This window comes from Streptococcus huangxiaojuni, from assembly GCF_040930515.1.
In the GTDB taxonomy this organism is placed as follows: domain Bacteria; phylum Bacillota; class Bacilli; order Lactobacillales; family Streptococcaceae; genus Streptococcus; species Streptococcus huangxiaojuni.
In genome coordinates this window covers 47,301-58,254 of record NZ_JBFQEG010000004.1, presented here as the reverse complement: position 1 = coordinate 58,254, position 10,954 = coordinate 47,301, and the positions used below count along the sequence as shown (strand labels likewise).

Here is a 10,954-nt window from a genome sequence, read left to right as displayed (position 1 = left end):
TAAAAATCTGTATGAAAATAGGGGATGGCAAGTGATGCTGGCATCACGCTGACAGCCATCTTTTTCACTAGGATTTTAGCCCGTGTTCAGTTCCACAAGATACAAAGCCCGTTTAAAAAAACAGAGGCTGCCTTACATGGCAGCCCCTGCTTTACCTAAGTGTTTTCCTAGCCTTTTGAAATCAGCTGTAAAAAAGAAACATTATATTTCTGTCCGGTTCTCAATTGCTCGAAGCAAAGTCATTTCGTCTGCATACTCAATATCTGAACCTACAGCAAGACCTCTGGCCAATCGCGTGACTTTAATGCCAGCAGGTTTCAGCAGGCGGGACAGATACATTGAGGTTGCTTCACCATCAGCTGTCGCATTGGTAGCAATAATCACCTCAGAAATCTCATTATCCTCCTGCAGACGGGTAATAAGACCTTTTAAATTGATATCATCCGGACCGACACCATTCATGGGAGAAATCAGCCCATGAAGCACATGATAAAGACCATGATACTCCTGAATTTTCTCCATAGCAGAGACGTCTTTTGCATCTTCAACAACTAAAACCACTGTTTTATCCCGCGTTTCATCGCTGCAAATACTGCAAGGATCATCATCTGTTAAATTACCGCAGACAGAGCAGTATGTCAGTTCACGCTTAGCGGACAAAAGATTTTTAGCAAAATCGTTAACATCTTCATCATTCATACCCACAGTATAAAAGGCCAGGCGGGTTGCTGTTTTAATCCCGATCCCAGGGAGTTTAGTAAAACTTTCAATCAATTTAGCAATAGGAGTGGGATAAAGCATGAAAACCTCCTTGAATTATTCAGTCTGGCTTGTTTCATCAGAAGACTCATCAGTTTCATCGGTTTCACTGGAAGCATAGGAAGAGACATAGAGATTGATGATATCTCTGGCTGCATATTTATGGGCATTGACACTGTCATCAGAAGCATGCGGATAAACCACAGCCACAGCAATGCTTCTGTCAGCATCGTAGGCAACAACATTAAGGTTAACCGTGGAGATACTTCTGCCTGAGGAATCTGTTACAGAAGTTTCAGCTGTACCGGTTTTCCCGCTGATAGTGGTGATTCCGCTTGCCATATCGGTTCCTGTCGCGTAAGCACTGTAGCTGTTAACAACATTGTAAAAACCCTGCTGGATAATTGCCATCTCTTCAGAAGAAATCCCAACTGTGTCCAATGTTTCACTTTCAATGGTCCGGACCAGCTCGCCTAAATCACCGGATTCATTATTATGATAGACACCCTCCACAATATGAGCAGCCATCCGTTTTCCATCATTGGCCACCGTTGCTGCATACTGAGCCAGCTGAATGGTCGTATAAGAATCATACTGGCCAAAAGCTTCATTGAGAACATTTCCCATTTCAAAATCATCCGGCAGATAGCCTTCAGATTCCGGCAAATCAAGACCTGTGCTTGTCCCCATTCCGTACTGGGCATAAGTCGCTCTCAACTTTGCCATCGCTTCTTTATAGCCTTTGGTCGTCATCGCATCAGCACTTGTGTATTCCTGTCCCATCAGTCGCAAAGCAACCTGAACCATATAAGTATTAGATGAGTACTCTAAGGCCTGAGCTGCACTGATTGGCGTGAAACCGCGAGTAAACCATGATCTGATACTGCCGATCTGCTGGTCATAAAGCACCTCATTGCCGGAGAGCACCCCATTTTCCCAGCCCGATGACAAAGTAGCCCCCTTGACGACAGAACCGGGCGTGAAAACACTGTTAATCGCTCCAATATTATTAGCTTCAACTGTACTGGAGCCCACTTCATGCGAAAGTCCGGCCAATGCTAAAACCTTGCCAGTTTTAGGCTCTAAAGCCACAGCATACATGCCGTCCGAATAGGCCGCATAGCCTGATGCCAGCTGACTGTTAAAGTACTGCTGCAAGATGCTCTCCACACCTTCCTGAAAGTCCAAATTAATGGTCAGCTTCAAATTATCGCCGTCAGTTCCTTCAGCGGTAATATCATCGCTTAGAATCTCACCGTCCTTATCCACTTTAATTGTTCGGACAGTCCGCTTCCCTTGCAGATCATCCTCATATTGTTTTTCCAGATAGGAGGTCCCAACCCGGTCATTTAAAGAATAGCCTTTTTCCAGATAAGCATCAGCTTCCTCTTCCGGGAGACCGGTTTCCTCTGAGGAAACCGTTCCTAAAATATCGGATAATGATGTGTCAATACTCCTTCGTGTCCAGTCTGTTGTCACAGTAATCCCCGGCAAATTAGCCTGATTAGCCGTCAGATAAGCCACCTGTTCCTCTGTCAAATCACCTGTTTTTAAGTTGACTGTATAGAAAGTGGAAGCAGAATTCATTTGGTTAAAGATATAAATAATTTTCAGCTCATCTTCCGAGTAATTAATCTGCTCGTCTGTGACAGCATCAACAGCATTGGCATAAATTTCCGATTCCGTAAGACTGTTGCCGAAATTATCATTTTTCTTCTTGTCGGGCAGGCTGTCTACAACCTCTTGGTAAGTCTGACTGTCAGCTAAATAATAATCCTTCTTGGCCCGCTCAGAGACATTAGTCTGAGTCAGAGTAACATAATTAGCCAATTCCTGAGCTAAAGCTTTAATATCAGCAGCAGTAACTGTATTGCTGCGGGTAAAGGCTACAACTTCTTTAACTTCATTTTCAACCAAAGGTCTTCCCGTCGCATCATAAATCGACCCGCGGGGACTGGATGTCTTGACGGTATAGGTTGTTGTGGCTGTCAGTTTGGCTGTATAGAAGTCTTTATTGATAATTTGCATCTGAGCCAGACGAAAAATAATAATGGTAAACAGCAAAACGATAATTCCAAATAAAAGATTGACCCGGCGCGGAATACTTGCCGGACGTTTAACAATATGAAGTTTTAATTTAAAATTGTTCTTCACTAGTCTCATTCTCCATACTTTTCAAAAGGTGCATATTATTATTTTATCATAAAAAACCTGTTTCCTTTTCTAAATTTGCATTTTAGTCCCCTAAAAATGAAAAAAAGCAGGACCAGCCGTCTTTCAAAGAGACAGACTCAAGGAATCTGGCTTTTTGGACAGCTTAGCCCGCTTTTAATTATTTTTTAACCGGGAGCCGTATATTCTGAGACACCCTGAAGTTCCGGCCAAAACAGTCCTACTCTTGACCGAGATAGTATTCTGCTGTAACATTTAAATCCTTATCAAATTCAAAAACAAGAGGCGGGAAGTTGGGAATCTCAACTCCCATAATATCGTCATCTGACAATTGTTTAATATGTTTTACAAGAGCGCGAATCGAGTTGCCGTGTGCACCGATAAAGACATTTTTCCCATCTTTAAGAGCCGGTGCAATCTTATCTTCCCAAAATGGCAAAGCCCTCTCCAAAGTAACTTTCAGATTTTCAGCATCAGGTACAACAGTATCGTCAAGGTTAGCATAGCGGCGGTCAGTATGTGCTGAATACTGGTCATCTTTAGCCATAGCCGGCGGCAACACATCATAAGACCGGCGCCAGATATGCACTTGCTCATCACCAAACTGCGCTGCAGCTTCTGCCTTATTTTTACCAGTCAAGCCGCCATAATGCCGCTCATTCAGGCGCCATGATTTTTCTACAGGAACCCAAAGCTGGTCTGAATATTCAAGAGCTAAATTAGTTGTCTTGATAGCACGAGTCAGCACTGAAGTAAAAGCCAAATCAAATTCAATACCAGCCTCTTTAATCAATTTGCCGGCATCAATGGCCTGCTGTGTGCCTTTTTCTGATAAATCAACATCGGCCCAGCCAGTAAAAAGATTAGCCTTATTCCATTCTGACTCACCGTGACGTGCAAATACTAATTTTACCATTAGATCGTCTTCTCCTTTTTAAATGATACAAAGTTCGTTAAAATCATAGCAAAAACTAGCACAAATCAGCTTTTCAACCGAGTGCCTGCTGCCTCGGACAGCCTTGATAACTGTTGAGGATCCGCCTTAAAAACAGGAAACCTGCCAGACCTGATAGGTTTAATCATTAAACTATCAAACCAAAAGAGACAGAAGAAAGCTGCGTTTTTTCTACAGTTTTACACTTTGTTCCAGTTGATCGACAGCCTTACGGCCGCTTACTCTTACTATTTTACAAAAAAGTCAAGAAAAAAGCTAGCCTCTTTCCGAAAAAAGCAGACGGCAGCTTTCGATTTAACAGAAAGACTTGCTTTTGAAGGACTTAAATAGTAGAATGAAAAAAAGTTCTTTCGGAGGTAATCATGGTTTCAACACAAACGACAATCGGAGATTTTCATTTTAACAACTGCCTTATGAATGCTGCGGGCGTTTTTTGCATGACAAAGGATGAACTGGCAGCCATTGAACAATCAGCAGCCGGTTCTTTTGTGACAAAAACCGGAACTTTCAAAAAGCGTGAGGGCAATCCAAAACCACGTTATGCTGACACTGCCTTAGGCTCTATCAATTCCATGGGGCTGCCAAACTTCGGCTACCAGTACTATCTGGATTATGTTATCGATCTGCAAAAACAAGACGGCAGCAAACCCCACTTCCTCTCAGTGGTCGGCATGTCACCTGAAGAAACCCATCATATTTTAAAAGCTGTTCAGGCTTCTGATTATCAGGGACTAGTTGAGCTCAACCTTTCCTGTCCAAATGTTCCCGGCAAACCGCAGATCGCTTATGACTTTGAAACAACTCAAAATATTCTTCAGGAAGTCTTCACTTATTACAAGAAACCGCTTGGCCTTAAACTGCCGCCTTATTTTGATATGGTTCATTTTGATCAGGCAGCGCAGATTTTCAATCAATTCCCCTTAACTTTTGTCAACTGCATTAATTCTATCGGCAATGGTTTGGTGATTGAAGATGAACAAGCAGTCATTAAACCCAAAAATGGTTTTGGCGGTATCGGCGGTGACTATGTAAAACCAACAGCGCTGGCTAATGTCCATGCCTTCTATCAGCGACTGAAGCCAAGTATCCAGATTGTCGGAACCGGAGGCGTCAAATCCGGTCGTGATGTTTTTGAGCATATCCTTTGCGGTGCCAGCATGGTTCAGCTGGGAACCGTTTTACATCAAGAAGGGCCGGACGTTTTTACCCGCATCACATCTGAATTGAAAGCCATCATGAAAAGCAAAGGTTATAAAAATTTAGCCGATTTTCGCGGAAAACTTCGCTATATTAATGATTAATACCTAAAAGACAGCAGCCTTGTTGCCAAAGAGAGTGAAACAACCACTGCGTCAAACGCATAGGTCTAAAAAAGTAAAACAAGGCAGGACTTTTGTCCCTGCCTCTTCTTTACGATAATAAAAAACCCCTGTCCATTTTGGCATTTACAGCCAGATGACAGGGGTTTTGTTCGATGATGGATTCAGCCTCAAAAGAAAGACTCGAACTCTCTTTCTTCTTCTGCTTCTGCCTGTAAGAGCTCCTGCTCGGAAGCAGACTCCTCTTTTCCTTTAGACAACATATGCCCGGTATCAGGCTTCATAGCCCTAGACAGAAAAATCAGACTGACTATCCTCACAAGAGACAAAAAAACCATCAACATAACAATAATACCAAACATCCTACCTCCAACAAGATACAAAGCCCGTTTAAAGAGCAAAGCAAAAATAGTAGCCTGACCGCGAGTCACTAAAGACTTAAGGGAGGGCTGCCTTTTTTGCACAGCTCTTAGGGCGTGTTCAGTTCATCAAGATACAAAGCCCGTTTAAAGAGCAAAGCAAAAATAGGAGCCTGACCGATGAGTCACCAGAGACTCAAGGGAGGGCTGTCTTTTTTGCACAGCTCTTAGGGCGTGTTCAGTTCATCAAGATACAAAGCCCGTTTAAAGAGCAAAGCAAAAATAGGAGCCTGACCGATGAGTCACCAGAGACTCAAGGGAGGGCTGTCTTTTTTGCACAGCTCTTAGGGCGTGTTCAATTCCAACAAGATACAAAGCCCGTTTAAAGAGCAAAGCAAAAAGGCGGTAAGCCAGAAATCTTTGATTTCGTAGGCGCACCCCTGCCAGAACGACTAGAAAGGTGCGGTCGACTGTCAAGGCGACAAAGCTTTCAGACGTTTACGGCTGGCGGTAAACCAGAAATCTTTGATTTAGTCTGCGCACCCCTGCCAGAACGACTAGAAAGGTGCGGTTGACTGTTAAGGCGACAAAGCTTTCAGACGTTTACGCGGCTGGCGGTAAGCCAGAAATCTTTGATTTCGTAGGCGCACCCCTGCCAGAACGACTAGAAAGGTGCGGTCGACTGTTAAGGCGACAAAGCTTTCAGACGTTTACGGCTGGCTAACTTGAAATCAATTCTCAACTTAGCCACATCTTTTTTGCAAAGAGCTTAGGCCGCCTTCAGTCCCATCAGCAAGATAAAAAAACCTATGCTCCCGATAAACCGGCAGCATAGGCTTCATGGAAAACACAATTATTTTACAGCGTCTTTAAGTGCTTTACCAGCTTTAAATGCTGGTACTTTAGAAGCAGCGATTTCGATTTCTTGGCCAGTTTGTGGGTTGCGGCCTTTACGAGCTGCACGTTCACGCACTTCAAAGTTACCAAAGCCAATTAATTGAACTTTTTCACCTTTAGAAAGGTAGTCTGAAACTGCTGCGAAGACAGCATCAACTGCTGCAGCAGAATCCTTTTTAGTCAATTGAGTAGCTTCTGCTACTTTTGCAATCAAATCTTGTTTGTTAGCCATTTAACAAATCCTCCAATTAATTTATAAGTAAAATGCCTTAGCAATTTACTTTAACAGATAATATCATATCTAAAAAATAGCCATCGGTCAAGTATTAAGTGTTAAAATCGCTTATTTCTTATAGATTTCAAAAATAATCTGGTCATTTACCAAGTCAATTTCACTGGCTTTCAGGTAAACTCCAGCCGCATTATCCAGATTTTGGATATTAATATTAATAGCGGATTTATCCGGCAGAACTTCTACAAAATCCGGCAGATCATAGCTGGACTGCAGATACTGCAGGATTTGCTTTTCCGGAAGCGAAAGTGTTCCGGCTGAAAAAGAGGTCACTGTCAGCTGAACCGCACCGCTTTCCAAACGTACAGGCTGGAAATAGATATAAAGAGGCACTTCATAACCAAGCAAAGTGTAGCTGCCTTCAAACATAATCTCTGTAGAAGTCGCATAAAAGGCATAGCTCGTATTATCAGTCTGGTAGTCTGCCAGATAGGCAGTTACAGCAGCATTCAGCTGTTCGGTATTTGTTGAAAAGGTCCCGACTTTTACGCCCTCATTCACATTTTGTGTACTGCTTTCAGGGATATTTTCTCTCACTTGTATAACACGGCTGACAACGACAGCAACAAGAGCTGCATTTAAAGCCAAAAGCAAGAGGAAAGCCCATTTCCATCCATTTTTTTTATTACCAATTTTCTTTTGTCTCATTGATTCTCTCCATTACTGCATCTGACATAATTTGATAGCCGATATTGTTGGGGTGGAAGTTATCTCCGGTAAACAGTGCATCATTAACAACATTAGACTGTTCCCCTGTATTCTGGACAACCCCTTCCTGACCGTTAATCCCTTTATAAAGCAGGTCATTAATCGCAACAAAATAGACATTATCATATTCCTGAGTTAAATCCTGTGTTGTCTGATTCCAGTTATCAACAATCTCCTGCATGGCAGTCATATCCGGGAAATTTAAATAAAAAGGATTGTAAATGCCTAGAATATAAATAGGCAAATCCGAATTGTCGGAACGTGCCAGCTCGATAATCTGGCGCAGCCGTTCCTGATAAGCTGCTGCAGGTTCAGTGAAACTGTCCACAGATAAATCAGACAGATTTTTACGAACAACAGCCATAACATCATTCCCGCCTACTGTCAGAGTCATTAAATCAGCCTGAGCCAAAGCGGACTGAATGTCTGCTTCCTTTTGCATCCGCTTCAGAATCTGCTGGCTGGTATTGCCGGCAACACCAAAATTGCTGGACGTCACCTCATACTGATAATCAGATGTTAGACTATGGGCCAACAAAGGGACAAAACCGCCCTGTTCTGTTGTATCGCCGACACCCTCTGTCAAGGAATCCCCGATTGCGACATAGCTGAGCGCCTGTGTCTGACTGGCAGTAAAATCGTTTGAGCTAAAATGGGATTTTGCCCTAGGGAGCAGCCAGTTTAAAAGCAAAAAAGAGAGCAAAAGACAAACCAGAAAAAAAGCAAAGCCGCTCAATAATGACTTCTTACTCATAGCGCACCATTACTGCAAATGCCCCTTCACCTGTATGGGTCTGAATGATTGATCCTGTTTCCAAGACAGCAACCGGCGCTCCAAAAACAGCTAATTTATCCTTAAAAGCATTGGCCATGTCTGCAGTCCCGCAGTATGAAATCCCCAGTTCAGCAATCTTTCTGTCCTTCACATGCTCCATAAAACTATCCAGCCATTTATTGAATGTCTTAAGCCCGCGGCCTTTGATAACAGTAATTAGTTCATGATTTTTTAATTCCATAACCACTTTGATATTTAAGAGAGAACTTATAACCCCAGTCACACGGCCTATCCGTCCGCCCTTAACGAGATTTTCAAGAGTGGAGACCCCGATAAAAAGCTCTGTTTTATCACAAATGCCTCTGATAGCCTCCAGAACAGCCGTTAATGAACTGCCTGCCTTTGCCAGCTTTGCTGCCTGCACCACTTGAAATTTCATGGCCTGATCCGTAAAAGTAGAATCAATAACCGTTACATCCAGTCCTGCTAGGTTAGCGCCCTGACGCGCAGCCTCTACCGTTCCGGATAAAGCATGCGTTAGATGAATAGAGACAATATGCTCTGCCCCTTCTTTTACCAGTCTTTCGTAAGTATCAGCGAACAAACCAACTGGCGGCTGGCTGGTTTTAGGTAGATTTTTGCTGCTTTTCATCATATTAAGGAATTTTCCTTCTTCCTTTAGGTCACTGTCTGAATAGACTGTTCCGTCAATCATAACAGACAGCGGCACGACTGTAATATCCAGCTCTTCAACTAAATCAGGTTCAATAGTGACTGAAGAATCGGTCACAATCTTAATATTTGCCATTTCTCATCCTATCTCATTTCCAAATTCATTTGTAATCAATGCCTATTATACCAAAATTTTAAAGTCTGAGAAAGTTTAATGAGTAACAGCCGTCCACAATCTAAACAAAAAGAGTATGGGCTTCCGTCTCCCAAACTCCTTCGGTGCACTTTTTACCATAGCTCAGCAAAACCAAAACATCACCGCCCCTACCGGCTGCACTATCAGCCTCATAGATACCGTTTTAAGTCTTGAAACAAAGGGGGGTTATTTGGTCAGAAGCGCTTCGGCTTGTTTGCGGGCAGCATCTGTGATATCGTTGCCTGCAAGCATTTTGGCAATCTCTTCAATCCGCTCCGCCTTGGTCAGAAGTTTAGCAGTAGAAACCGTACCTTGACTGTCGCTTTGTTTTTCAATGTAATATTGATAGTCAGCGATAGCAATGACCTGCGGCAGGTGTGAAATGGCTAAAACCTGGCCGTGGCTGCCGATTTTATATATTTTTTGGGCAATGGCCTGAGCGACACGGCCGGAAACACCGGTATCCACCTCATCAAAGACAATGGCTGTTTTCTCTTCCTTGCGGGCAAAGGCTGATTTAACAGCCAGCATAAGACGAGACAGTTCACCGCCCGAAGCAATTCTGACTAAGGGTTTAAAGTCAGAACCCGGATTGGTCGAAATATAAAACTCCACTGTTTCATTGCCTTCACGGTTAAATTTCCCTTTAGCAAACTGAACACGGAAATCTGCCTTTTCCATATACAGATCCTGCAGTTCCTGCTTGATCTCTTTTTCAAGTTCTGCAGCCAGCTGACGGCGTCTCTGACTGAGCTCTGCGGCTGCCTGAATCAGTTCTTTCTCCAGTAGCTTCAGCTCTCTTTCCATGCTGTCAGAAGACTGGCTGCTGCCGGTTAAAAGACTGTATTCCTGACTGATTGCAGCAAAGTAAGCCAGCACATCAGCGACACTGCCGCCATATTTACGTGTGATGGTATTGATAACATCCAGCCTGGCTTCGATTCGCTGCAGGAGGCCTGCATCAAAATCGAGGTCCGCTGTCAGATCTTCCAAGTGCTTGCTGACCTCTTCCAAGATGTAATAGGCCTCAGAAATACTGCCGGATACAGGCTTATAGTCCGAATCAAATTCTTCTAAGCTTTGCAGGTCGTTCATGGCTGAACGAATATTGGACAGACTGGAAAACTCTTCATTGTCCAGCATAAGAGAAGCATTCGTTAAGGTATCAGCAATCTGTTTATGGTTTAACAGCTTGTCACGCTCTTTTAAGAGCTTTTGATCTTCATCAGGCTGCAGAGCAGCCGCTTCAATCTCAGCCAGCTGAAATTCCAGCATTTCGATTCGAGCCTTGTTTTCCTGCTCACTGCGCTGTTTTTCAAGAACTTGCTTGCGTAGCTGCCGGTAGTTTTCAAAAAGCTTCTGATAACGCTGCTTCAGCGAAAAGAAATCCTGACTGCCAAAACTATCCAGCATGCTGATATGAAGGGCCGAATGCATAAGCTCTTCTTGGTCGTGCTGACCGTGAATATCAACTAAATAGCGACCGACAAGACGCAGAATCCCCAGATTAACCATCTTTCCATTAATGCGGCTGACAGAACGGCCATTGGCTAAAATCTCTCTGCGGATAATCAATTCATCTGAAATATCCAAACCATTTTCTGCTAAGATCTGGTTTAAAGCTGGATTGTCCGAAACGGTAAAAAGACCCTCAATTTCAGCTTTTTGAGCTCCCTGCCTGATGACTTCCACATTAGCGCGGCTGCCCAGCATCATATTCATAGCATCGATGATAATTGATTTTCCCGCACCGGTTTCACCAGTTAAAACAGTCATGCCGTTTTCAAAATTCAAGGAAATTTCTTCAATAATGGCGAAGTTTTTAATGGAAATTTCTAGAAGCATGCGTC

At 43.3% G+C, this 10,954-nt stretch carries 10 protein-coding genes; 1 reads left to right on the top strand and 9 read right to left on the bottom strand.

Annotation, left to right across the window (positions count from 1 at the left end):
* Positions 1 to 201: 201 nt before the first annotated feature.
* The 3 genes from recR to AB3329_RS03870 all read right to left on the bottom strand — a co-directional run bounded on the left by recR (position 202) and on the right by AB3329_RS03870 (position 3,847).
* Positions 202 to 801, bottom strand: coding sequence for a recombination mediator RecR (recR, locus tag AB3329_RS03880; protein ID WP_368394431.1), 600 nt, complete (start codon positions 799 to 801; stop codon positions 202 to 204).
* 15 nt (positions 802 to 816) lie between these two features.
* Complete coding sequence (gene pbp2b, locus AB3329_RS03875) at positions 817 to 2,922, bottom strand: penicillin-binding protein PBP2B (protein ID WP_368394430.1); 2,106 nt, start codon at positions 2,920 to 2,922, stop codon at positions 817 to 819.
* A gap of 229 nt (positions 2,923 to 3,151) precedes the next feature.
* On the bottom strand, positions 3,152 to 3,847 hold the full coding sequence (locus AB3329_RS03870) for a phosphoglycerate mutase (protein WP_067063232.1): 696 nt from the start codon (positions 3,845 to 3,847) through the stop codon (positions 3,152 to 3,154).
* Positions 3,848 to 4,248: 401 nt separating this feature from the next.
* Here AB3329_RS03870 and AB3329_RS03865 point away from each other — a divergent pair, with 401 nt between their 5' ends.
* Positions 4,249 to 5,187: a dihydroorotate oxidase gene (locus AB3329_RS03865; RefSeq protein WP_368394429.1), complete on the top strand. Its 939-nt coding sequence runs from the start codon at positions 4,249 to 4,251 to the stop codon at positions 5,185 to 5,187.
* 188 nt (positions 5,188 to 5,375) lie between these two features.
* On the opposite strand, the gene AB3329_RS03860 is transcribed toward AB3329_RS03865, so the two are convergent.
* The 6 genes from AB3329_RS03860 to recN all read right to left on the bottom strand — a co-directional run bounded on the left by AB3329_RS03860 (position 5,376) and on the right by recN (position 10,949).
* Entirely contained in the window at positions 5,376 to 5,567 is a 192-nt protein-coding gene (locus tag AB3329_RS03860) for a hypothetical protein (protein WP_368394428.1), read from the bottom strand.
* An 850-nt stretch (positions 5,568 to 6,417) separates the two neighbouring features.
* Entirely contained in the window at positions 6,418 to 6,693 is a 276-nt protein-coding gene (locus AB3329_RS03855) for an HU family DNA-binding protein (protein WP_067063244.1), read from the bottom strand.
* Between the two features lie 111 nt (positions 6,694 to 6,804).
* Positions 6,805 to 7,401 carry a YpmS family protein gene (locus tag AB3329_RS03850; RefSeq protein WP_368394427.1) on the bottom strand — a complete coding sequence of 199 codons (597 nt, stop codon included), beginning with the start codon at positions 7,399 to 7,401 and terminating at the stop codon, positions 6,805 to 6,807.
* The gene (locus AB3329_RS03845) at positions 7,379 to 8,215 is read right to left on the bottom strand and encodes an SGNH/GDSL hydrolase family protein (RefSeq protein WP_368394426.1); all 837 of its coding nucleotides are present in this window, start codon (positions 8,213 to 8,215) and stop codon (positions 7,379 to 7,381) included. The genes AB3329_RS03850 and AB3329_RS03845 overlap by 23 nt, the downstream gene beginning before the upstream one ends.
* Positions 8,208 to 9,044, bottom strand: a complete 837-nt coding sequence (locus tag AB3329_RS03840; RefSeq protein ID WP_368394425.1) for a DegV family protein — start codon at positions 9,042 to 9,044, stop codon at positions 8,208 to 8,210. Before AB3329_RS03840 ends, AB3329_RS03845 begins: the two co-directional genes overlap by 8 nt.
* 246 nt (positions 9,045 to 9,290) lie before the next feature.
* Positions 9,291 to 10,949, bottom strand: a complete 1,659-nt coding sequence (gene recN / locus AB3329_RS03835) for a DNA repair protein RecN (RefSeq protein WP_368394424.1) — start codon at positions 10,947 to 10,949, stop codon at positions 9,291 to 9,293.
* Positions 10,950 to 10,954: the final 5 nt, after the last annotated feature.

Bases quoted from the DNA above. Each gene is read 5' to 3' on its own strand.
- recR (WP_368394431.1), bottom strand. From the start codon at position 801: ATGCTTTATCCCACTCCTATTGCTAAATTGATTGAAAGTTTTACTAAA.
- pbp2b (WP_368394430.1), bottom strand. From the start codon at position 2,922: ATGAGACTAGTGAAGAACAATTTTAAATTAAAACTTCATATTGTTAAA.
- AB3329_RS03870 (WP_067063232.1), bottom strand. From the start codon at position 3,847: ATGGTAAAATTAGTATTTGCACGTCACGGTGAGTCAGAATGGAATAAG.
- AB3329_RS03865 (WP_368394429.1), top strand. From the start codon at position 4,249: ATGGTTTCAACACAAACGACAATCGGAGATTTTCATTTTAACAACTGC.
- AB3329_RS03860 (WP_368394428.1), bottom strand. From the start codon at position 5,567: ATGTTTGGTATTATTGTTATGTTGATGGTTTTTTTGTCTCTTGTGAGG.
- AB3329_RS03855 (WP_067063244.1), bottom strand. From the start codon at position 6,693: ATGGCTAACAAACAAGATTTGATTGCAAAAGTAGCAGAAGCTACTCAA.
- AB3329_RS03850 (WP_368394427.1), bottom strand. From the start codon at position 7,401: ATGAGACAAAAGAAAATTGGTAATAAAAAAAATGGATGGAAATGGGCT.
- AB3329_RS03845 (WP_368394426.1), bottom strand. From the start codon at position 8,215: ATGAGTAAGAAGTCATTATTGAGCGGCTTTGCTTTTTTTCTGGTTTGT.
- AB3329_RS03840 (WP_368394425.1), bottom strand. From the start codon at position 9,044: ATGGCAAATATTAAGATTGTGACCGATTCTTCAGTCACTATTGAACCT.
- recN (WP_368394424.1), bottom strand. From the start codon at position 10,949: ATGCTTCTAGAAATTTCCATTAAAAACTTCGCCATTATTGAAGAAATT.